The following is a 20,452-nucleotide window of genomic DNA, read 5'->3' as shown; positions in this document are numbered from 1 at the left end:
AAACCGCTGCGGCAGGTCCCAGGGGCGCTCAGATCGCCGCTTGGTATTCGTAGATGAAACGGCTCCACGTCGCCGCGGGCGTGATCCGTGGCGCTAACGGTCATGTGCTGATCGCCAAGCGCCCCATGGACAAGCACCAGGGCGGCCTCTGGGAATTTCCTGGTGGCAAGGTGGAAGAGGGCGAGAGTGCGGAGTCCGCACTTGCTCGGGAGCTGGCCGAAGAGCTGGGGATTGCCGTAACTGCCGCGAGGCCCCTGATACAGGTACGCCACGATTATCCGGACAAGCAGGTGTTGCTCGACGTCTGGGAAGTGCTTGAGTTTGTCGGCGAGGCGCACGGCGCAGAAGGGCAGCCTCTGGCTTGGGTCGCGGCAGAGGATTTGCCGCGTTATGACTTTCCGGCGGCGAACCGGCCAATCATCGCTTCGGCTCGTTTGCCGAAGTCGTATCTGATTACCCCGGACCGCTTGGCGCCACAGCAATTGCTAAGCGGATTGGCGCTTGCGCTTGATGCGGGGACTCGGCTGCTGCAGTTACGCTGCCCCTCTCTACCTGATGCCGAGTATCTGGCGCTGGCGTCTCAAGTACTGGAAATGAGCGCCGGGCGCGCGCAGGTGATGCTTAAAGGGCCATTGGAGTGGGCCGATGATTTTCCGGACGCCGGCTGGCATCTGACGGCCTCGCAGTTGGTTAGGCACGCCGGCGCCGGAAGGCCGATCGAGCCGGGGCGATGGCTTGCTGCGTCATGCCACGACAGGGCGGAGCTGGAACTGGCAAAGCAGATGGGGGTTGATTTCATCGTGCTCTCGCCGATACTTGCTACGGCCTCGCACCCAGAGGCGACCCCCATGGGGTGGCAGTGCGCCGCTGATCTGCTGCTAGGCTTTGCACAGCCGGCATACCTGCTGGGCGGCCTTGGTCCAAGCGATATGGCAAGGGCTTCGCAGATCGGCGCGCAGGGCGTAGCAGGCATTAGCGCTTTCTGGCCATAGCGGCAACAGAGCGAAGTCGGTTCAGCAAGTTCGAATTGTCGCCGCCACCAAGTGTCATAGCTGCCGACGCCGAGGAGGAGGGCTCCGATAGCTTTGGTCTATTGGGTTAATTTCCTTAATCAATTAACCATATCTCGCTGCCTGCGCTATCTTAGGCGGCGTTAAATTCTGAATCCCAAAAGGAGTTAGTAGATGTCTCTGATCAACACCCAAGTCCAGCCGTTCAAAGTTAACGCTTTCCACAATGGCAAGTTCATCGAAGTCACCGAAGAGTCCCTCAAGGGCAAGTGGTCGGTGCTGATCTTCATGCCGGCAGCCTTTACCTTCAACTGCCCGACAGAGATCGAAGACGCTGCCAACAGCTATGCCGAATTCCAGAAGGCCGGTACCGAGGTGTACATCGTTACCACCGATACCCACTTCTCTCACAAGGTCTGGCACGAGACTTCCCCTGCTGTAGGTAAAGCTCAGTTCCCGCTGATCGGTGACCCGACTCACCAGCTGACCAACGCTTTCGGCGTTCACATTGCTGAAGAAGGTCTTGCCCTGCGCGGTACTTTCCTGATCAACCCGGAAGGCGTGATCAAGACCGTTGAGATTCACTCCAACGAAATCGCTCGCGACGTTTCCGAGACTCTGCGCAAGCTGAAGGCTGCTCAATACACCGCGGCGCATCCAGGCGAAGTTTGCCCAGCCAAGTGGAAAGAAGGCGAAGCCACTCTGGCCCCGTCTCTGGATCTGGTCGGCAAGATCTAAACAGCCGAGAGGCGCTGCGCTCGGCGCAGCGTCCAAGCTGCTGTTTTTCGGACGATTCATCTGTCCGAGCTCCAACGCCTGGGCGTGAACCGTCCGGGCGTTTTATTACCTGAATTCTTTAAGAAGGGGATCGCTGCTCATGTTGGACTCCAATCTCAAAACGCAACTGAAAACCTATCTGGAAAAGGTCACCCAGCCGTTCGAGATCGTTGCGTCCCTCGGTGACGGCGCCAAGTCCCAGGAAATGCTCAGCCTGCTGGAAGACATCACCAGCTTGAGCGACAAGATCACCCTGCGTACCGACGGTGACGACGTTCGCCGGCCATCATTTGCGCTCAACCGCATCGGTGGCGACATCAGCCTGCGTTTCGCCGGCATTCCGATGGGCCACGAATTCACATCCTTGGTACTGGCCCTGCTCCAGGTGGGCGGTCACCCGTCCAAGACCGCGCCTGACGTCATCGAGCAGATCAAGAACCTCGACGGCGAATACAACTTCGAAACCTATTTCTCGCTGTCCTGCCAGAATTGCCCCGATGTGGTTCAGGCGCTGAACCTGATGGCTGTGCTCAACCCGAATATCCGTCACGTCGCCATCGACGGTGCCCTGTTCCAGGAAGAAGTCACCATTCGCCAGGTGATGTCCGTGCCCAGCATCTACCTCAACGGTGAGCTGTTCGGTCAGGGCCGCATGGGCGAAGAAGAGATTCTTGCCAAGCTCGACACCGGCGCTTCGGCGCGCGATGCCGAAAAGCTCAGCGCCAAGGACGCGTTCGACGTGCTCGTGGTCGGCGGTGGCCCGGCCGGCGCTGCAGCGGCCATCTACGCGGCGCGTAAGGGCATCCGTACCGGTGTTGCCGCCGAGCGCTTTGGCGGTCAGGTGCTGGACACCATGGCCATCGAGAACTTCATCTCGGTCAACGAAACCGAAGGTCCAAAACTGGCTCGTGCACTGGAAAACCACGTTCGCGAGTACGACGTCGACATCATGAATCTGCAGCGTGCCACCCAGTTGATCCCCGCTTCAAGCGAGGGCGGCGTGCACGAGATTAAGCTGGAGAACGGTGGCTCGCTGAAAGCCAAGACGTTGATCCTGGCCACCGGCGCACGCTGGCGTGAAATGAACGTGCCGGGCGAGCAGGAATACCGTGGCCGTGGCGTGGCCTACTGCCCGCACTGCGACGGCCCGCTGTTCAAGGGCAAGCGCGTCGCGGTGATTGGCGGCGGTAACTCGGGCGTGGAAGCGGCGATCGACTTGGCGGGTATCGTCGCTCAGGTCACCTTGCTCGAGTTCGACAGCCAGCTGCGTGCCGATGCGGTGCTGCAGAAGAAGCTGCACAGCCTGCCCAATGTCACCGTGATCACCAGTGCGCTGACCAGTGAAGTCATCGGCGACGGCAAGAAGGTTATCGGCCTGACCTACAAGGATCGCAACTCCAGTGAATTCCATGAGCTGGAACTGGAAGGCATCTTCGTGCAGATAGGACTGCTGCCCAACTCCGATTGGCTGAAAGGTACGGTAGAGCTGACCTCACGCGGCGAGATCATTGTCGATGCGCGCGGCGAGACATCGCTGCCGGGCATCTTCGCCGCAGGTGATGTCACCACGGTGCCATACAAGCAGATCGTCATCGCCGTTGGCGAAGGCGCGAAAGCCTCGCTGAGTGCCTTCGATCATCTGATTCGCAGTTCAGTCGAAGACTGAGCGTCCGGGTAGAAAAGAAAGGGGGGCAGGCTTAGGTCTGCTCCCCTTTTTTGTTTGTGGCTGCGGACGGTCGAGATGAGTCCGCGACCGACTCGAAGGATAGATAGCCGATATCCAAGGTCTACTTCATTACACCGGATCCGCTTTGGCTCGGGTGATAACGAGCGAAACGGGCGGCTTTTGACCGCTCGCCGTGCATGTACCAGCAGTCCATGGAGCGAGCCCTCAGATGATCAATGCGGATGCGCCGCACATGCCCCGCGGGGCAGTAGTGACTCTGGCCAACAGAGCCAGAGATCCCAAACATGAAAAGGCCGTGCACGAGCATCTGGCCAAGCGTCTTGCTGCAGTTAAGGGCCTGACCTTTCTAGGTGAGTACGACCAGGCCATCGAGTATTCGCACCCACTGTATTTCGTGCCTTCGGGCACCATCATCGGTACCGATGCAGCCCGTGAACTGGGCCTTGATGATGAGGAAGACCTGTTCGGTGGCGTGGTGCCTCAGGGGTTCATAGAAACCAAGGCCATCACACATCCGCTTGTGCGGCCTGATGCGGATGCGCCGAGGGGCTGGTCCCGTGACTTCGCGGCTCGTGTCAGCGGCAGCGTGCTGCCTGGCTATAGCGTCTTTTCACTCGACGATGCTCGCGAAGCAGGGCGACGGCTGCTGCACGAAGGTTCGCTGAGGCTCAAGCCGGTGCGGGCCACTGGCGGGCGAGGTCAGGAAAGAATCAATACCGAGCAGCAGCTGGATGATGCTCTGGAACACGTTGATGCCAAGGAAATGGCCCAGTATGGGCTGGTACTCGAGGCCAATCTGGAGCATGTAACGACGTTCAGCGTTGGGCAGATCCGGGTGGCGGGAAGAACACTCAGCTACTACGGCACCCAGCGGCTGACGCCTGATAATTCTGGCGAGACGGTCTACGGCGGATCGGATCTGGTTGTCTCGGACGGTGATTTTGAGGCGTTGCTGAAGCTCGATTTGCCGGAGAAGGCTCGACTGGCCGTAATGCAAGCGCAGGTCTATGACGATGCCGCGTCGGCGTGTTTCCGTGGTTTCTTTGCGTCCCGTCGTAACTACGATATTGCGCAGGGCGTTGATGGCCGTGGTCGTGCTTGCTCTGGTGTGCTGGAGCAGTCCTGGCGAATCGGGGGCGCAAGTGGTGCTGAAATCGCTGCGCTTGAAACATTCATCAAGGGCGAGCGCGGAGCAGTACGGGCGTCCACCGTAGAGGTCTATGGTGAGTCGCAATCCGTTCCGCCTGGAGCGACCGTCCTGTTCCGCGACGAAGACGCCGACGTAGGTTTCATTACCAAATACGTAGTGGTGGAGGATTATGGCAACTCAGAGTGAATGCGTAGACATCCTGGTTGATGATGAACATATCGCCGGTACGTTCCTCTCACCGCCCACCAAGCTGCCGGGGGTGCTGTTCGTGCATGGCTGGGGGGGTAGCCAGGAGCGCGACCTGACGCGTGCCCGCGGCATCGCGGGCCTGGGCTGCATCTGCTTGTCCTTCGACCTGCGGGGGCATGCCCTGACGCTGGCGCAACAGCAGACCGTCACCCGTGAGCAGAATCTGAATGACCTGTTGGCCGCCTACGATCTGCTGGCGCAGCATCCTCATATCGATCCGTCCGCCATCGCTGTGGTGGGAACCAGCTATGGCGGCTACCTGGCGGCGTTGCTGACAACTATGCGGCCGGTGAAGTGGCTGGCCATGCGGGTTCCGGCGCTGTACGGCGACGATGACTGGATGGTGCCCAAGCGTCAGTTAAATCGCGATCTGCTCAATCAGTTGCGCGGCAGACGGGTTGTGCCTGAAGAGAATCGTGCACTGGCGGCTTGTGCCGCGTTCCGCGGCGACGTGCTCATCGTCGAGTCCGAGCACGATCATCTGGTCCCACACAGCACCATCATGAGCTATCGCGCCGCCTTCCATCAGACGCACTCGCTGACGCACCGGATCATTCTCGGCGCTGATCATGCGCTGACAAGCGACTGCTGCCAGAAAGCCTACACCGACATCCTTGTCAATTGGGCGACCGAGATGGTGGTCGGGGCTCGACTCGATCAGCAGGAAGGTCTAGCCGCCGCCAACCGGAACTAGCCTGGCGGCGAAGGTGGCTGGATGGGGCCGACGAACCGGCTCCAGCGGCGATCCAACACTTGCTGCTTGAGCACTTCTATGACGTCCACCAGCAGCTCTTCGAGCGCCAGGTCGGTGTTTTCGTCCTGATAAACCCAAGCCTCGAAAAATTCGTCCGCCAGGTTTCGTGCAAGTCGACGAAATTGCGGGCTCTGGAGTCCTTCCGCAGCGCCTTGAAGGAGTTGCGCTGCAATGTCGGCGAGCGCTTCATCCAGGGTGTCGGCGACCCGTCCCCCCATGGGCAGACGACGTAACCGGATCACCTCAGGGTTGTTCAGCAGCGCCTGGTGGATCAGTCCGCCCACATAACCTTCGATGGCGCCGCGATTATCCCGGTAACCGCTCTCCAGCATGCTGTGCATGCGGCGTGAAAGGTCGTTGAGCAGGCGCTCTTTGCGCGGCCTGACCACTTCTTGCAGCAGGCGCCGTGAAAGGTCGTCACTGGCGCCGATTTCCTGTTGCATGCGGCTGAACAGGCGAACCATGACACGATCGGACAGTTCCTCGAGCAACAGCAGGTAGTAGCGATTGAGCAGGCCAAACACCGCCCAGCGACGCATGTCGATCAGACCCAGCCGTTGCAGGCGAATCAGCAGACTGCCGACGCGCAGCACCCGCAACCAGCGGAAGCCGCTCAACGGAATGCAGCCGAGCACGTCATACCAGTGAGCGAAGGGGTAGTAGTACCAGCGGGCGTAGCGGCGCTCGAACAGCGCAACGGTCCAGCCCAGCAGCACGTCGAAGATGAAGATCGCGACAAAGGCGAGGTCGATGTGCTGGAAGTTCTGGTGAATCAGCGTGTCGTAGCGTTGATGCAGGACAGGCGCCCATTCGGCCAGTGCGTCGTTGATCGGCTGCAAGATGAACAGGCTATCGAACAGGATCAAGCCAAGGTTGATACACACCAGCAAGACGATCAGGACTTCCCACGCCGCATGCATCCCGTCGATGACGCGCTCGCGCCGCCGCGTTGGCTCAGGCATCTGCATTGGCGGGTGCGTCGGCAGCATGCCAGAGGATTTCCGGGCAACCCTGACGCCGAGCGATCAGCCGGGCCACCACGAAAAAGAGATCGGAAAGTCGGTTGAGATAAGCCAGACCAACTGCGCGCAGCGGCTCGATCGCATTGAGCTGCTGGCAACGGCGCTCGCTGGTCCGCGCCATGCTCCGGCACAGATGGGCCAGGGCAATCAGGCGTGAGCCGCCCGGCATGATGAAATCTTCCAGCGGGCCTAGCTCTTGATTCCAGTGGTCGATTGCAGCTTCCAGACGCTCCACCTCGACCTCCGTCAAGGCCTGATACTCGGGCATAGCCAGCTCGCCACCCAGGTCGAACAGGCGATGCTGGCATGGGCTCAATACTTCAATCAGCTCGGCCAGTTGTGGCCAGCGGGCCTGGCCTTCGGCAAGCTCTGCCAATAACTGGCCCAGTTGGCTATTGAGGGTGTCGATTTCCCCCATCGCCTCGATTCGAGGGTGATCCTTGGGCACTCGGCGGCCGTCGGCCAGGCCGGTTTCTCCGGCATCACCGGTGCGGGTATAGATCTTCGAGAGTCGGTTGCCCATCTGGATTCCTTTGGTTCAGCTGTTGGTGGGTTCACTAGGCGAGACCAGCGGCAGGCGTAGGGTAAAGCAGGTGCCCTGGTCCGGCCTGGATTGCACTTCCATCTGACCCTTGTGATTGTTGGTGATGATGAAATACGAAACGGAAAGTCCCAGCCCGGTTCCCTGACCCACCTCTTTGGTGGTGAAAAACGGCTCGAAGATCCGCTTGCGGATGTGTTCCGGAATGCCGCTGCCGTTGTCTTCGACCTGGATTTCAGCCCAGGGTGGATTCAGGCGTGTGCGCAAAGTGATCTGTCCGCGGACTCGCTCGGGCTTTTGGTGGATGGCCTGCGCCGCGTTTTTCAGCAGATTCAGCAGTACCTGCTCCAGCTCGTTACCGATGCAGGGCACTCGATCAATCTGAGGATCGAAATCACGGACGATTTCGATAGCACGGAAATCGAAGCCTTCGATCAGCGCGAAGTCATTACCGGCGATTTCCAGTGCCTGGTCGATCAGCACCCCCAGCTGACATTCGGCCAGCTGACGGTTGCTGAGCCGGGTAAAGCTGAGCATATGGCTGACGATCTTGGCTGCACGTGAGCCTGCCTGTTGAATGCCATCGAGCAGCTGCGGTATTTCGCGTCGTTGCAGGTACTGGTTCACCGCCTCCAGCAAAACACCGGTTTCGTCGGCAGCTTCTCGGTTGCGCTCCAGGTCGGGTGAGAGGCGTCGGCGGATGTTCTGTGCATTGTGCAGGATGGCCCCGAGCGGGTTGTTGATCTCGTGCGCCATCCCCGCCGCGAGGCTGCCGACCGAGAGCATTTTCTCCGACTGCACCATGATCTCTTCCATATTGATCCGCTCGGTAATGTCGTCGATGCGGATCACCACGCCGCGCCCGCCACCCCCCATCAAGGGATACAGCGTCAAGGCGTAGTGCCGAGGCTCGTCGTTGAACGCCCAGGTGACCCGTTCAATCTTTTCGACCTGATGATGTTCGGATGTCCGGCGGATCTGAGTGAGGAACGGGCGCAGCGGCTCGAAGGCAATAAACACCGGTTGGTTCAGGGCGTCGTCGATGGACGTTCCGGATAGCGCACTGGCCTGTTGATTCCACTGAGTCACGTAGAGTTGCTCGTCTAGCGCGATAAGCACCGAAGGCATCGAGTCGATGATGCTGTTCAGGTAATTCTGGAAGCCGGTGAGTTTCTTTTCGATTTTGCTGCGAACCTGTACTTCCAATTCCAGTTTGCGGTTGGAATGGCGGGTCTCCTCCGCCAGGCCCTGGGCGTGATCAAAGGCTTCCTGGGCCTCGTCGCGAGCGCGTTTGAGCTGCTGCTCGCGGGCCTCCATGCGCGACAGCATGGTGTTGAAGGCATCGGCCAGATGGCCGATTTCGTCCCGGTTTTTCGGTGTTGCCCTCAGGGAGTAGTCCTCGTCTCGCGTCACCTGCCGGGATAGAGCTTCCAGGTCGCGGATGGGGCGGGTGATCAGACGGCGAATCTGTCGGGCCACCAACGCCCATAGCAGCAGGCTGGCAAGGAGGATCGCGAGGCTGGCGGTAAAGGTGCCGGTGTAGAACGCGCCTGGCAGCTCGCTGCTGGCGACCATCAATAAATGGCCAGGTGGCCCGGCGGCTTGCGGCAGCTCGATCAGCAGATTGGCGCGCATCTCGCTCTTCTGCCAATCCGGCAGGTCGCTCACCTGGTGCGGCAAGTCCAGCGGATCGCCACGATAAAACTCAGCCAGGCGGCGTCCGGTGCGGTCATAAACAACGGCGGCCCGCAGCGGCGCATATTCGTTCAGCTTGCCTAGCAGCTCATCAGCGGCGGCTTTGGATTCCAGCGCTCGATTACTCAGTTCGGGTGTGGCGAACAGCGCACCGAGCGTATGCATCGCCTGGGGCGCGACGCTCTGGCGTGAAATCCAGTAGGCCGCGCTGATGAAAGTGAGGTTGGATACCAGCAGCAAGGTAGCCAACAGCACGAGCAGGGCGATCAGTAGCTTGCGGCCGACCGGGAGATTTTCGAGGCGCTGGCGCAGGGTCATGGCAGGTACGGGCGAAGGGTGTTCCTGCAGGGTAGCGGTGGCTCAGTCGTCGGGCAATCCGTGACGGCGAAGGAGCGCCTGGAGCCGATCAAGCAATTCGCGCAGCTCGGGTGTCACCACCCCATGCTGATGTGCGGCGCGACAAGCCTGGCCCAGCAGAAAGCTGACTTCAGTCCGGCGCCCGTTCTGCACGTCCTGATGCATCGATGAAAAATTCTGAGCGGTCGCCTGGATGATGCGCAGCACTTCAGCTTCGAGCCCATCGGCTGCGTCCACCTGGTCGCATGCTCGCAGCACTTCGCTGAGCTCGCAGCAGAGCCTGTGCAGCTGCTCAGGGTGATTCAATAGCTCGCCGTTTCGGCAATCGTTCAGCACGCTAAGAGGGTTGATGGCGCAGTTGATCGCCAGCTTGCGCCAGAGCTTGGCCATGATGTCTTCGGACCAGCTATATGGAATGTCTGCCAGGTTCAGTTCAGCAAGCCACAGCGGCGGTTGGCGGTTGACCGGGTCGCCGAGCCAGTTCTGCCCCCGACCGGCATGCACGATTTGAAAGCCGGCTTGGCGGTAGGCCCCTTCGGTGCTGGAAATGAAGATGCAGCGGCTCTCCGGCCACCGTTCCGCAATGGCCTGCTGGCTGCCCAGACCGTTCTGCAGGAGCAAGATCTCCGAATGTTTGGTAAGTCGCGGTGCAACCTCGGCGACAGCGGCTTCCGCATCGTAGGCTTTGCAGGCGACCAGCAGCCGTTCTATCGGCGTGGTGGCTTCTGGTAGCTCCGCAGGTATTGGATAGAGACGGCTCGTACCGTTCTCGAGCAGCTCAAGACCACCCGCGGCGTGGTATTCGGCAAGCCGTTTTGGATTACGCAGAATCAGATGCAGCGGCACGCCAGCGCGGAACAATCGCGTAGCCCATAGCCCGCCCAGACTGCCGGCGCCGAGCACATGCCAAACTCCTGTCATGACACGGGCTGCTTGTAGCGCAGGGGCACGATACGTCCCGTGGCGTATGCGTCAGGTAATAATGTTTCAGCCTGCGCAATAACCTGCTTGGGATCCACCGGCAGCGCACTCGCATCAAGGCTGACCATGGCGATACCGGCCTTGATCGAGATAAAGCCCTCACCGGTCTTGAACGCTTTGAGGTTAAGTCCTTCGTGGAGTCGCTTGAAACTGCTTGGTGAGCAGCCGCGCAGGTCGTCGATCAGCGTCAGCACGCCGAAATGGCGATCATCCAGGCGTGTGAGCACGTCGAGCGGACGTACTAGCTGCTGAAGACGTCGCGCGACACCGCGCAGCAGTTCCTGATGAAAGTGCTCACCGTAGCGTTCCCGTTGGCTGGGGATCTCCGGTAAGCCTATCAGCAGATAGCACAGCGCACCGCCGCGGCTCTCGACCTGGCGCAGGCTGTCGCCAAGGCGCTGATGGAGGTAACGGCTGTTTCCAAGCCCCGTGATCGGGTCGATCAGGTTGCGCTTCTCCAGGCTGGCGATGTTTTCGGTCAACAGGCGGTTTTCCCGCATCAGCCGCTGCAGTGAGCCGCACAGTCGATCGGCGGCATACACCCGGGGCACGAGCTGGTCGTTCATCACCGACTTGCCGATAAAGTCATCCACGCCGTGATCGAAGGCCTTGCTCAGCACATCCTGGCCGTCGCGGCCGGTCAGGAGAATGATGTAGGTGTAATGATCGGACATCTCATCCTGCTGGCGGACCTGGGCCGTGAGCTCCAGGCCATCCATCTCCGGCATCAGCCAGTCGGCCAGCAAAACATTGGCAGGGCGTTGTTCGATCAGCTCCAACGCCGCGCTGGCACTGTTAGCGAAACGAATGTCTTCGTATCCGGCCTTGGTCAGCGCGCGACCTATCATGACGCTGGAAAATTTGGCGTCGTCGACCACCAGGATGCTGAGTTGGGGGTTGGGCATTCAGGGACTCGGAGAAGGAGAGGGCTGTCACTGGGAAGGGAAGGGCCAGAGCAGCGCGAACAGTTATAATGATGGCGCATTTGAACCGTCAAGCTAAGCGCGCTGGGTCACACCCTTGCGCCGTTTCCAAAGGAGGAAGCCCATGCCCTCGTTCGACGTGGTGTCCGAACTGGACAAACACGAGGTAACCAATGCGGTTGATAACGCGGTCAAGGAGCTCGACCGTCGCTATGACCTGCGTGGCAAAGGCAGTTTCGAATTCAAGGAACTGACCATCAATCTGACCGCCGACGCGGATTTCCAATTGGAGCAGATGCTGGAAATCCTCAAGTTGAGCCTGGTCAAACGCAAGATCGATATCCAGTGTCTGGAACTGAAGGATCCTTATCCGTCCGGCAAGACCGTCAAGCAGGAAGTGGTGCTGCGCGAGGGTATCGACAAGGAGCTGGCCAAGAAGATCGTCGCGTACATCAAGGAAGCCAAGCTCAAGGTGCAAGCGGCTATTCAGGGCGAACAGGTGCGTGTGACCGGCAAGAAGCGCGACGACCTGCAGGAAGCAATCGCCTTATTGCGCGCCAAGGACTTCGGGATGCCCCTGCAATTCAACAACTTCCGCGATTGATCACCCCGCGCACGTTTTCGTGCCACTTCCCGCATTAGCCGAGCGCCTCTAACCGGGACGCTCGGTGCCCCATGGAGACCCTTTTCAATGGATTTCAGTGTCGATTACCTGGTCGAGCTTTCCGAGGCCTGGTTGCCTGTTGTCATTCAATACGGCGCGCAAGTCACCCTGGCTCTTCTTACTTTTCTCATCGGCTGGTGGCTGATCAACAAGCTCGTCGGCAAAGTGGGTACGGTATTGAATCGCCGCCAGGTAGACGCTTCGCTGCATGGCTTCATCGAAAGCCTGGCAAGCATCATCCTCAAGGTCCTGTTACTGATCAGTGTCGCGTCGATGATCGGCGTCGAGACCACATCCTTCATCGCCGTGATAGGTGCAGCCGGTCTCGCGATCGGTCTGGCTTTGCAGGGCAGCCTGGGCAACTTCGCCGGAGGCGTGCTGATCCTGATCTTCCGCCCCATCCGGGTTGGCGAATGGATTGAAGCTCAGGGCGTGTCCGGCACCGTGCATTCGATCCAGATCTTCCACACCGTCCTCAAGTCTGCTGACAACAAAACCATCGTGGTGCCCAACGGCAGCCTTTCGAACGGCCATATCACCAACTATTCCCGCGAGCCCCGACGTCGCGCGGACATCAATATCGGTATCGATTACAGCGCCGATATCAAGCTGGCGCGCAAGATCCTGCTGGAGATCGCCGAGGACGAGCGTGTGCTACGCGATCCTGAGCCGGTGGTTCATGTGGTCGGGCTGGCCGACAGTTCGGTGAATCTGTCGCTGCGGGTATGGGTCGCCACCGGCGACTTCTGGCCAGTGACCTTCGGCTTCACTGAACTGGTCAAGGAGCGCTTCGACGCCGCAGGGATCGGTATTCCGTTCCCGCAGCGTACCGTGCATCTGGTACAGCGCTGATCTGCGACGCGAAAAGTAAAGCCGGCTGATGCCGGCTTTTTTATTAGCTGTGCTCGGTCGAGGACATCGGTTCGGCGCTGCTGGGTTGCTGGCGGCTACGCGTCCACTGCCAGACAATCAGGACCAGTGTCGGTATGCCAAGCAACGCAGTCACAAGGAAGAAGTTGCTGTAACCCAGCTGCTCAACCATGACGCCGGAGTAGCCGCCCAACAGCCTGGGCAGCAACAGCATCAATGAGCTGAGCAGGGCGTACTGGGTAGCGGAGAATTTCAGATTGGTCAGGCTCGAAAGATAAGCAACGAATGCGGTCGAGGCCAGTCCGCCGCTGAAGTTGTCGCAGGAGATCGTGACGATCAGCATATTGAGGTTGGCGCCCATTTCCACCAGCAACATGAACATCAGGTTGGTCGCCGCCGATGCAGCGCCACCGATGAACAGGATGGGCAGGATGCTGAAGCGCACGATCAGCAAACCGCCAAACGCGGCGCCTAGCAATGTCATGATCAAGCCAAAGAGCTTGCTGACGCTGGCGATCTGATCCTTGCTGAATCCCTGGTCGATGTAGAACACGTTGGCCATGACCCCCATTACCGTGTCCGACATCCGATAGGTGGCGATCAGCCCCAGCAGCAACAGCGCCTGCCAGCGGTAGCGCAGGATGAAGTCGGTGATGGGTGTCAGCACCGGGCCCATCAGAATTCGGCCCGGACCTGAGAGACAGCCCCAACAGATCAGCAGATACATGGTGCCGCGTGGCCAGTAGCCGCCCCAGTAGGATTGGAACATGCCTGTGGTCGATACCATGAGGATGATCAGGACAATCACCGAAACGGCCTGGTGGACGAAATCGAAGCGTGCCGGGCGCTGACGTTGACCGGCTTGCTGGAGCATCTGGCGCACCGGAATCATCAGCGACCGCCCCCAGGGTGATAGCGAACCGATGATGAACAGCAGGTACAGCGTTGCCCGTGGCCAGGCCTGGGCAATCAGTGCGTTGATCATTGCCGGGACGGAAATCAGCAGTACCAACAGCAGGCCGACCGCCGCCATCTGATGATTGAAACTGAACCTGGACGGCTCGTGCGGCAGTGGCGAGGCGCCTTGTGGCTCGGGGATCAACAGGCTGGTCACGAGGCCCGGAAGGATGAGGAGGGCGAAGGCGATATAGGTCGTGGCCCAAGCGGCCTGGTTGTATTCGACGTTGCTGGAGCCCAGCCATTCGGCCAGAAACAGCGCGCCGGCGCTGGCCAGCAGCATGGCGATGCGGTAGCCGGTCATGTAGCTCGCCGCCAGCGTGGCCTGCAATTTGTCCTCGGCGATTTCCAGCCGATAGGCATCGATGGCGATGTCCTGCGTGGCCGAGGCGAAAGCCACTGCCACGGCAAGTGCGATCAGCATCGTCAGGTTCTGCTGCGGGTTACACAAGGCCATGCCGATCAGGCCGATCGCAATCACTGCCTGCGACAGAACCAGCCATGAACGTCGGCGGCCCAGCCCGCCAATCCAGGGCAGCCGCCACTGGTCGAGCATCGGCGACCAGACCCATTTGAAGGCATACGCGAGGCTGATCCAGCTGGCGAAACCGATGGTCTCGCGAGACACGCCAGCCTCGCGCAGCCATACAGAGAGCGTGGAAAACACCAGGATCGCTGGAAGCCCGGCAGCGAAGCCAAGAATCAGCAGAGTCAGCGAGGCCGGACTGGCGTAGGCGGCTAGCGCGGCGCGCCAGGTTTCACGGGACATAAAGGCAGATCAGGGGCTGAATATGAAGCGCGCACTCTACCCGCTGTGCTCCGCCGAATGCCAGCCGTGCCGACGTATGTCGACGCGGTCGTTGATCACCTGCACACCTTCAGCGCGAAGTCGGGCACGTTGCTCCTCCCCGGATACGGTGCCGGAGGCCAGGCTGAGGCGACCGCCTGCAGCCATCACCCTGTGCCAGGGCAGGCGGGTATCGTCCGGCAATTGCGACAAAATCCGACCGACCCAGCGTGCTGCGCGACCAAGCCCCGCTACGGCGGCGAGCTCCCCGTAGCTGATGACCTTGCCTTCGGGGATCTGAGCCAGCGCCAGATAGAGCGCGGCTCGGCGAGTTTCGGCATCTCCGGTGCGGGGATCGCTGTGTGGTGTGTCAGCCGGCTGGCTTGTCATGGAAGGGCTCCATTAGCGATGAGGTTTGCCACGATTCGAGGCTCCGTTTAGCGGCCAGCGCTTGTTGTCTTCGGTCGCATAAGGATAATGCCTGCCTTTCTCATTTACCCCACAGACACCCACTTGCCTATGTTCTCCCGTCCGCTTTCACGAACCTTGCTTTGCGTAACCCTTTCGACGTGCTCGCTGCCGATATTTGCCGATACCGTGTGGCTGAAAAACGGTGATCGCCTGACCGGCAAAATCAGCGTGCTCGATGGCGGCAAGCTGCTCATCGAAACCGAGTATGGCGGTTCCATTCCGGTGAAATGGAGCCAGGTCGCAACGCTGGAAAGCAATCAGCAGTTGCTGGTCAAGGTAGACGCTGCGTCTGGCGAGGTTGCGAAATCACTACAGGCGGCCAGTGATGGCATGGTCACGCTCAGCAACGGCGGCGCTCCGCGTACGGTCCCGTTGAAGTCGATCACACAGATCATCCACCCGAAGCCAATCATTCAGGACCTGACCTGGAAGGGCAACGTCGATATGGCGCTGGACTACAAGCGCGCCGAAACCGATACCGACGACTACGACATTTCATTCAAGACTTCGGCGCGGCATGGCCTCTGGCGTCATAACGGTTCCGGCGGCTACAACCGTGAGTACCGCGACGGCGTGACGGCCACCGACAACTGGGAAGCCGAATATGCGCTGGACCGCTTCCTCGACGAGCACTGGTTCTGGCAGGGTCGCCTGGAATACAAGCGTGACAAGATCGAGGACGTACGGCGCCAGCGCACCATCGGTACCGGTCCGGGTTACCAGTTCTGGGACAACGAGCTGGGCGCCTTCTCGCTGGCGTCACTGGCCAACCGCAGCGACTATGAGTTCGCCAGCGGCAACACGGAAGAGTTCTACTCGTTGGCGATGAAGTGGAATTACAACCGTTATCTGGTGGGCAAGACTTTCGAGATATTCAGCAACGGTGAGATTGGCAAACCGCTGGAAAACGTCGCCGACTATCAGTTGGACGCCGAAATGGGGCTGCGTTACAAGGTGACCGACTGGGCGTCGCTCAATATGAAAGCCGAAAAAGACATCGTCAGCGGCGCAGAGAGCGATCTTGACGAAACCCGTTACAGCATCGGATTCGGTGTGGGCTGGTAAGGCTTATAGCGTGATTGACCGGGCGCCTCAGTGCGCCCGGCTTCGTTTCTGGTGTTCTACAGGCGCAAGCCGCCATCGAGCTCCAGGATGCGCCCGGTGTAGTAATCGTTTTCGAATATGTACGCCACCGAATGGGCGATCTCCTGGGGTTTGCCCAGACGCTTGAGCGGAATTCCTGCCGTCATTTTTTCCAGCGCTTCGGGTTTCATGCTGGCGACCATCTCGGTCTCGATGAAACCGGGTGCAACACCGGCGACGCGAATGCCGTAGCGCGCCAGCTCTTTCGCCCAGACCACGGTGTCTGCTGCGACGCCCGCCTTGGCAGCCGAGTAGTTCGCCTGGCCCATGTTGCCGGCACGGGATATCGAGGAAATATTGACGATCGCGCCCTGCCGCTTCAGCTCGATCATCTTCGCCGCGACCTCGCGGGTGCAGAGAAACACGCCGGTGAGGTTGACGTCGATTACCGCCTGCCATTGCGCCAGGCTCATCTTCGACAGTTCGCCGTCCTTGAGTTTGATGGTCAGCCCGTCGCGGAGAATGCCGGCGTTGTTGACCAAGCCGTCCAGACCACCAAAATCGTCGCTGACCTGGCTTACCATGTGACTGACCTGCTCTTCATTGGCAACATTGCACAGGTAGGCTCGCGCATCACCGCCGGCGCTCTTGCAGGCTGCCACCGCTTCGTCCAGTCGCTCCTGGTTAAGGTCGACCAGCGCCAGTCGCGCACCCTTGCTGGCGAGGTATTCGCCCATTGCGCGTCCGAGTCCTTGGCCACCGCCAGTAATGATGATGACCTTGTCTTTCAGCTGCATGCCCATCTCCTATCTATAGCTGTCAACGTCGAGAAACGACGTCCGCTGACGAAACCGTTATGCTGATGCCCTGCCGAATCGCCCCTTTTGAGGAACTCCCGTGAGCGTTCAAGCCGCCAAGCATGCCCGACAACTCCTGCTCAAGGAATACCGCGGCGTGCTCTCGACTCACTCCAAAGCCATGCCCGGATTCCCCTTTGGCTCAGCGGTCCCTTACTGCCTGAGTGAGGAGGGCTGGCCGCTGATCCTGATCAGTCGGATCGCCCAGCACACGAAGAATCTACAGGCAGATCCGCGCTGCTCGTTGCTGGTCGCCGAACGTGGTGCCGAGGATGTACAGGCAACCGGCCGACTGACAGTGCTGGCCGAGGCGGTGCCTCTCACGGACGAAGCAGCAGTCGAGGCTGCGGCCGAGCGCTACTACCGTTATTTCCCGGAATCGCGCGACTACCACCGCGTTCATGACTTCGACTTCTGGGTGTTGCAGCCAGTACGCTGGCGCTATATCGGCGGCTTCGGCGCGATTCATTGGCTCGATCAGGTGGCATTGGCCAACCCCTTTGCACCTACAAGCGGGGGCGAGGTCGACATGCTTGAGCATATGAATCAGGACCACAGCTCGGCGATTGCTCACTACGTACAGCAGGCAGGCCTGCCGTCTGCTCCGGCGGCGCGCATGGTCGGCATCGACAGCGAAGGCTTTCACCTGAGCATCGGTCAGGCCATTCACTGGTTGGCGTTTCCGGATACCTGTACCAGCCCAGGCGCCGTGCGCCAGGCCTTGGTGGCGATGGCGCGGCACTGAATTAATGCCCGCGTAAGCGCAGCGGAGAATAATCCGGTTACAGCCTGTTTGGCGGATGGGTTGAATTCGCTGCAGCCCGCCGTCATCTACACAAAATCGGAAGCCGTACTTCCGCCAAGGATTATCGATGCGAATTTTCTTACTGCTGTTTCTCCTGTTCCCGCTGGCCGAGCTGGCGTTGCTGATCAAGGTCGGCGGCTCCATCGGCGTGCTGCCGACCATCCTGCTGCTGGTCATCGGTGGCATGGCCGGCATCCTGTTGATGCGCTTGGCGGGTTTCGCCACAGCGTGGCGTGCACGCGAGCGCCTGGCCCGCGGCGAATTGCCGGAACGGGAAATGCTTCAAGGCTTGATGATGGCTGTTGCCGGGGGACTGTTGTTCCTGCCCGGATTTCTCAGCGACGTCATCGCGCTGCTGGTGCTCTTTCCGCCGACCCGCAAACTCTTCCTCGGGTTTGTCGGGCGTCGTGTAGAAGCTCAGGCACAGCGGCGGCGAGCCTTTGCCGATGACCTGCGTCAGCAGCAGGAAGATCAGCGTGGACCGCAACGTCCCAATGTGATCGAAGGCGAGTGGGAGCGTCGCGACAAATAATCACCGCTCCTGTCGCGAAGGCATGTCTCGGCATGCCTTTTTTATTGTCGTCAAATGCAAAAAATCCTCGCCGTCGCCCTTGAAATCATTTTCCGCGCCCGCATGTAGCGGTCACCGCAAGGTCGCTGTCGCGATTTGACAGTCCGTCTTCTGCGGCTCGCATTGCGGGCCGCAACCGGCACCGCCGGATTTGCCCAACCCGCCGATGAAATGCATCGGCATGGAAACCACTGTACTAGGAGAGATCGACAATGAAGCTTCGTCCTCTACATGACCGCGTCGTGATCCGTCGCAGCGAAGAAGAAACCAAGACTGCCGGTGGCATCGTTCTGCCGGGCTCCGCTGCTGAGAAGCCTAACCGGGGCGAGATCGTCGCTGTTGGCACTGGTCGCGTTCTGGACAACGGCGAAGTCCGTCAGCTGGCCGTCAAGGTTGGCGACCAGGTCGTATTCGGCCCTTACTCCGGCAGCAACACCGTCAAGGTCGACGGCGAAGACCTGCTGGTGATGAGCGAGAACGAAATCCTCGCCGTCGTAGAAGCCTGATCAGCGCTCGCTTATAGCGAACAGCGTTCCATCAACAGAATTTGAGGAAGAATCAAAATGGCTGCTAAAGAAGTTAAATTCGGCGATTCCGCCCGCAAGAAAATGCTGGCAGGCGTCAACGTCCTGGCTGACGCGGTAAAAGCGACCCTCGGCCCGAAAGGCCGCAACGTGGTTCTGGAAAAGAGCTTCGGCGCTCCGACCATCACCAAGGACGGCGTTTCCGTTGCCAAGGAAATCGAGCTGAAGGACCGTTTCGAAAACATGGGCGCGCAGCTGGTCAAAGACGTAGCGTCCAAGGCTAACGACGAAGCCGGTGACGGCACCACCACTGCAACCGTTCTGGCCCAGGCCATTGTCAACGAAGGCCTGAAGGCCGTTGCGGCTGGCATGAACCCGATGGACCTCAAGCGCGGCATCGACAAGGCGACCATCGCCGTTGTCGCCGAGCTGAAGAACCTGGCCAAGCCGTGCACCGACTTCAAGGCCATCGCCCAGGTCGGCACCATTTCCGCCAACTCCGACAGCTCCATCGGCGCGATCATTGCCGAAGCGATGGAAAAAGTCGGCAAGGAAGGCGTCATCACCGTTGAAGAAGGCTCGGGCCTGGAAAACGAACTGTCCGTCGTTGAAGGCATGCAGTTCGATCGTGGTTACCTGTCTCCGTACTTCATCAACAAGCCGGACACCATGGTGGCCGAGCTGGACAGCCCGCTGCTGCTGCTGGTTGACAAGAAGATCTCCAACATTCGTGAGCTGCTGCCGGTTCTAGAAGCCGTTGCCAAGGCGGGCCGTCCGCTGCTGATCGTCGCTGAAGACGTTGAAGGCGAAGCCCTGGCTACTCTGGTCGTCAACAACATGCGCGGCATCGTCAAGGTCGCGGCCGTCAAGGCGCCTGGCTTCGGCGACCGCCGCAAGGCCATGCTGCAGGACATCGCGATCCTGACCGGTGGTACCGTGATTTCCGAAGAAGTCGGCCTGAGCCTGGAAACCGCTACTCTGGAGCATCTGGGTAACGCCAAGCGCGTCGTGCTGAACAAGGAAAACACCACCATCATCGACGGTGCTGGTCAGCAGGTTGACATCGAAGCCCGCGTTGCGCAGATCCGCAAGCAGGTTGAAGACACTACTTCCGACTACGACAAAGAGAAGCTGCAAGAGCGTCTGGCCAAGCTGGCTGGCGGTGTTGCCGTGATCAAGGTCGGTGCCGGCACCGAAGTCGAGATGAAAGAGAAGAAGGCCCGCGTCGAAGACGCCCTGCACGCCACTCGTGCAGCCGTTGAAGAAGGCGTGGTACCTGGCGGCGGTGTTGCCCTGGTACGCGCTCTGCAGGCCATCTCCGAGCTCAAGGGCGAGAACGAAGACCAGAACGTCGGTATCGCGCTGCTGCGTCGTGCCGTTGAAGCGCCGCTGCGTCAGATCGTTGCCAACGCTGGTGGCGAGCCGAGCGTCGTGGTCGACAAGGTCAAGCAGGGTGAAGGCAACTACGGCTTCAACGCCGCTTCCGACACCTACGGCGACATGATCGAGATGGGTATTCTGGATCCGGCCAAGGTAACCCGTTCCGCTCTGCAGGCTGCGGCCTCCATCGGCGGTCTGATGGTAACTACCGAAGCTATGGTTGCAGAGAGCATCGACGACAAGGCTGCTCCAGCCATGCCTGATATGGGTGGCATGGGCGGTATGGGTGGCATGGGCGGCATGATGTAAGCCAGCCTGTCCTGCTAAAAAAAGCCCC

20 protein-coding genes are annotated in these 20,452 nt (G+C 60.0%); 12 read left to right on the top strand and 8 right to left on the bottom strand.

Going from position 1 to position 20,452, the window contains the following annotated elements:
* Positions 1–53: 53 nt before the first annotated feature.
* The 5 genes from CXK96_RS19005 (at position 54) to CXK96_RS18985 (ending at position 5,567) form a co-directional block, all read left to right on the top strand.
* Entirely contained in the window at positions 54–992 is a 939-nt protein-coding gene (locus CXK96_RS19005; protein WP_102837995.1) for a Nudix family hydrolase, read from the top strand.
* 192 nt (positions 993–1,184) lie between these two features.
* Positions 1,185–1,748 carry an alkyl hydroperoxide reductase subunit C gene (gene ahpC / locus CXK96_RS19000; RefSeq protein ID WP_102837994.1) on the top strand — a complete coding sequence of 188 codons (564 nt, stop codon included), beginning with the start codon at positions 1,185–1,187 and terminating at the stop codon, positions 1,746–1,748.
* A 139-nt stretch (positions 1,749–1,887) separates the two neighbouring features.
* Complete coding sequence (ahpF, locus tag CXK96_RS18995) at positions 1,888–3,453, top strand: alkyl hydroperoxide reductase subunit F (RefSeq protein WP_102837993.1); 1,566 nt, start codon at positions 1,888–1,890, stop codon at positions 3,451–3,453.
* A gap of 229 nt (positions 3,454–3,682) precedes the next feature.
* Positions 3,683–4,810: a DUF3182 family protein gene (locus tag CXK96_RS18990; RefSeq protein ID WP_102837992.1), complete on the top strand. Its 1,128-nt coding sequence runs from the start codon at positions 3,683–3,685 to the stop codon at positions 4,808–4,810.
* Positions 4,794–5,567 (top strand): alpha/beta hydrolase family protein, encoded by a 774-nt coding sequence (locus CXK96_RS18985; RefSeq protein ID WP_102837991.1) that lies wholly within the window; start codon positions 4,794–4,796, stop codon positions 5,565–5,567. Before CXK96_RS18990 ends, CXK96_RS18985 begins: the two co-directional genes overlap by 17 nt.
* Here the strand turns inward: CXK96_RS18985 and CXK96_RS18980 are convergent.
* Genes CXK96_RS18980 through CXK96_RS18960 form a run of 5 tightly spaced genes read right to left on the bottom strand, consistent with a single transcriptional unit; the run spans position 5,564 to position 11,128 of the window.
* Positions 5,564–6,589 carry an ion transporter gene (locus CXK96_RS18980; RefSeq protein ID WP_102838059.1) on the bottom strand — a complete coding sequence of 342 codons (1,026 nt, stop codon included), beginning with the start codon at positions 6,587–6,589 and terminating at the stop codon, positions 5,564–5,566. The genes CXK96_RS18985 and CXK96_RS18980 overlap by 4 nt on opposite strands.
* Positions 6,582–7,172, bottom strand: coding sequence for a cob(I)yrinic acid a,c-diamide adenosyltransferase (locus CXK96_RS18975; protein ID WP_102837990.1), 591 nt, complete (start codon positions 7,170–7,172; stop codon positions 6,582–6,584). The genes CXK96_RS18980 and CXK96_RS18975 overlap by 8 nt, the downstream gene beginning before the upstream one ends.
* A 15-nt stretch (positions 7,173–7,187) precedes the next feature.
* Positions 7,188–9,203, bottom strand: a complete 2,016-nt coding sequence (locus CXK96_RS18970) for an ATP-binding protein (RefSeq protein WP_102837989.1) — start codon at positions 9,201–9,203, stop codon at positions 7,188–7,190.
* A 42-nt stretch (positions 9,204–9,245) separates the two neighbouring features.
* Complete coding sequence (locus CXK96_RS18965; protein ID WP_102837988.1) at positions 9,246–10,163, bottom strand: putative 2-dehydropantoate 2-reductase; 918 nt, start codon at positions 10,161–10,163, stop codon at positions 9,246–9,248.
* A complete protein-coding gene (locus CXK96_RS18960; RefSeq protein ID WP_102837987.1) occupies positions 10,160–11,128 on the bottom strand; it encodes a response regulator in 969 nt (322 codons plus the stop codon). Before CXK96_RS18960 ends, CXK96_RS18965 begins: the two co-directional genes overlap by 4 nt.
* A gap of 142 nt (positions 11,129–11,270) precedes the next feature.
* Between CXK96_RS18960 and CXK96_RS18955 the strand changes: the two genes are divergently transcribed.
* Together CXK96_RS18955 and CXK96_RS18950 are read left to right on the top strand one after the other, a co-directional pair.
* Positions 11,271–11,750, top strand: a complete 480-nt coding sequence (locus CXK96_RS18955) for a YajQ family cyclic di-GMP-binding protein (protein WP_073302618.1) — start codon at positions 11,271–11,273, stop codon at positions 11,748–11,750.
* An 87-nt stretch (positions 11,751–11,837) separates the two neighbouring features.
* Complete coding sequence (locus CXK96_RS18950; protein WP_102837986.1) at positions 11,838–12,662, top strand: mechanosensitive ion channel family protein; 825 nt, start codon at positions 11,838–11,840, stop codon at positions 12,660–12,662.
* A gap of 43 nt (positions 12,663–12,705) precedes the next feature.
* On the opposite strand, the gene CXK96_RS18945 is transcribed toward CXK96_RS18950, so the two are convergent.
* On the bottom strand, positions 12,706–14,406 hold the full coding sequence (locus tag CXK96_RS18945) for an AmpG family muropeptide MFS transporter (RefSeq protein ID WP_102837985.1): 1,701 nt from the start codon (positions 14,404–14,406) through the stop codon (positions 12,706–12,708).
* 36 nt (positions 14,407–14,442) lie between these two features.
* The gene (locus CXK96_RS18940) at positions 14,443–14,814 is read right to left on the bottom strand and encodes an MGMT family protein (protein ID WP_102837984.1); all 372 of its coding nucleotides are present in this window, start codon (positions 14,812–14,814) and stop codon (positions 14,443–14,445) included.
* Between the two features lie 129 nt (positions 14,815–14,943).
* Here CXK96_RS18940 and CXK96_RS18935 point away from each other — a divergent pair, with 129 nt between their 5' ends.
* The gene (locus CXK96_RS18935; protein ID WP_102838058.1) at positions 14,944–15,960 is read left to right on the top strand and encodes a DUF481 domain-containing protein; all 1,017 of its coding nucleotides are present in this window, start codon (positions 14,944–14,946) and stop codon (positions 15,958–15,960) included.
* A 56-nt stretch (positions 15,961–16,016) separates the two neighbouring features.
* On the opposite strand, the gene CXK96_RS18930 is transcribed toward CXK96_RS18935, so the two are convergent.
* Positions 16,017–16,775, bottom strand: a complete 759-nt coding sequence (locus tag CXK96_RS18930; RefSeq protein ID WP_102837983.1) for an SDR family oxidoreductase — start codon at positions 16,773–16,775, stop codon at positions 16,017–16,019.
* A gap of 100 nt (positions 16,776–16,875) precedes the next feature.
* Between CXK96_RS18930 and CXK96_RS18925 the strand changes: the two genes are divergently transcribed.
* The 4 genes from CXK96_RS18925 to groL all read left to right on the top strand — a co-directional run bounded on the left by CXK96_RS18925 (position 16,876) and on the right by groL (position 20,424).
* Positions 16,876–17,580 (top strand): HugZ family protein, encoded by a 705-nt coding sequence (locus CXK96_RS18925; RefSeq protein WP_102837982.1) that lies wholly within the window; start codon positions 16,876–16,878, stop codon positions 17,578–17,580.
* A 127-nt stretch (positions 17,581–17,707) separates the two neighbouring features.
* Complete coding sequence (locus tag CXK96_RS18920) at positions 17,708–18,172, top strand: FxsA family protein (protein WP_102837981.1); 465 nt, start codon at positions 17,708–17,710, stop codon at positions 18,170–18,172.
* A gap of 251 nt (positions 18,173–18,423) precedes the next feature.
* Entirely contained in the window at positions 18,424–18,717 is a 294-nt protein-coding gene (locus CXK96_RS18915) for a co-chaperone GroES (protein ID WP_019340746.1), read from the top strand.
* Positions 18,718–18,774: 57 nt separating this feature from the next.
* A complete protein-coding gene (gene groL / locus CXK96_RS18910) occupies positions 18,775–20,424 on the top strand; it encodes a chaperonin GroEL (RefSeq protein ID WP_019340747.1) in 1,650 nt (549 codons plus the stop codon).
* Positions 20,425–20,452: the final 28 nt, after the last annotated feature.

Source organism: Stutzerimonas stutzeri (assembly GCF_002890895.1).
Classification (GTDB): Bacteria; Pseudomonadota; Gammaproteobacteria; order Pseudomonadales; family Pseudomonadaceae; genus Stutzerimonas; species Stutzerimonas stutzeri_AB.
The sequence above is the reverse complement of the archived record's forward strand: the minus strand, read 5'-3'. Positions and strand labels throughout refer to the sequence as shown.

Coding starts and splice junctions, on each gene's coding strand:
- CXK96_RS18950 (WP_102837986.1), top strand. CDS start 11,838: ATGGATTTCAGTGTCGATTACCTGGTCGAGCTTTCCGAGGCCTGGTTG.
- CXK96_RS18930 (WP_102837983.1), bottom strand. CDS start 16,775: ATGCAGCTGAAAGACAAGGTCATCATCATTACTGGCGGTGGCCAAGGA.
- ahpC (WP_102837994.1), top strand. CDS start 1,185: ATGTCTCTGATCAACACCCAAGTCCAGCCGTTCAAAGTTAACGCTTTC.
- CXK96_RS19005 (WP_102837995.1), top strand. CDS start 54: ATGAAACGGCTCCACGTCGCCGCGGGCGTGATCCGTGGCGCTAACGGT.
- CXK96_RS18960 (WP_102837987.1), bottom strand. CDS start 11,128: ATGCCCAACCCCCAACTCAGCATCCTGGTGGTCGACGACGCCAAATTT.
- CXK96_RS18935 (WP_102838058.1), top strand. CDS start 14,944: ATGTTCTCCCGTCCGCTTTCACGAACCTTGCTTTGCGTAACCCTTTCG.
- CXK96_RS18920 (WP_102837981.1), top strand. CDS start 17,708: ATGCGAATTTTCTTACTGCTGTTTCTCCTGTTCCCGCTGGCCGAGCTG.
- CXK96_RS18965 (WP_102837988.1), bottom strand. CDS start 10,163: ATGACAGGAGTTTGGCATGTGCTCGGCGCCGGCAGTCTGGGCGGGCTA.
- ahpF (WP_102837993.1), top strand. CDS start 1,888: ATGTTGGACTCCAATCTCAAAACGCAACTGAAAACCTATCTGGAAAAG.
- CXK96_RS18975 (WP_102837990.1), bottom strand. CDS start 7,172: ATGGGCAACCGACTCTCGAAGATCTATACCCGCACCGGTGATGCCGGA.
- CXK96_RS18945 (WP_102837985.1), bottom strand. CDS start 14,406: ATGTCCCGTGAAACCTGGCGCGCCGCGCTAGCCGCCTACGCCAGTCCG.
- CXK96_RS18990 (WP_102837992.1), top strand. CDS start 3,683: ATGATCAATGCGGATGCGCCGCACATGCCCCGCGGGGCAGTAGTGACT.
- CXK96_RS18915 (WP_019340746.1), top strand. CDS start 18,424: ATGAAGCTTCGTCCTCTACATGACCGCGTCGTGATCCGTCGCAGCGAA.
- CXK96_RS18970 (WP_102837989.1), bottom strand. CDS start 9,203: ATGACCCTGCGCCAGCGCCTCGAAAATCTCCCGGTCGGCCGCAAGCTA.
- CXK96_RS18985 (WP_102837991.1), top strand. CDS start 4,794: ATGGCAACTCAGAGTGAATGCGTAGACATCCTGGTTGATGATGAACAT.
- CXK96_RS18980 (WP_102838059.1), bottom strand. CDS start 6,589: ATGCCTGAGCCAACGCGGCGGCGCGAGCGCGTCATCGACGGGATGCAT.
- CXK96_RS18955 (WP_073302618.1), top strand. CDS start 11,271: ATGCCCTCGTTCGACGTGGTGTCCGAACTGGACAAACACGAGGTAACC.
- CXK96_RS18940 (WP_102837984.1), bottom strand. CDS start 14,814: ATGACAAGCCAGCCGGCTGACACACCACACAGCGATCCCCGCACCGGA.
- groL (WP_019340747.1), top strand. CDS start 18,775: ATGGCTGCTAAAGAAGTTAAATTCGGCGATTCCGCCCGCAAGAAAATG.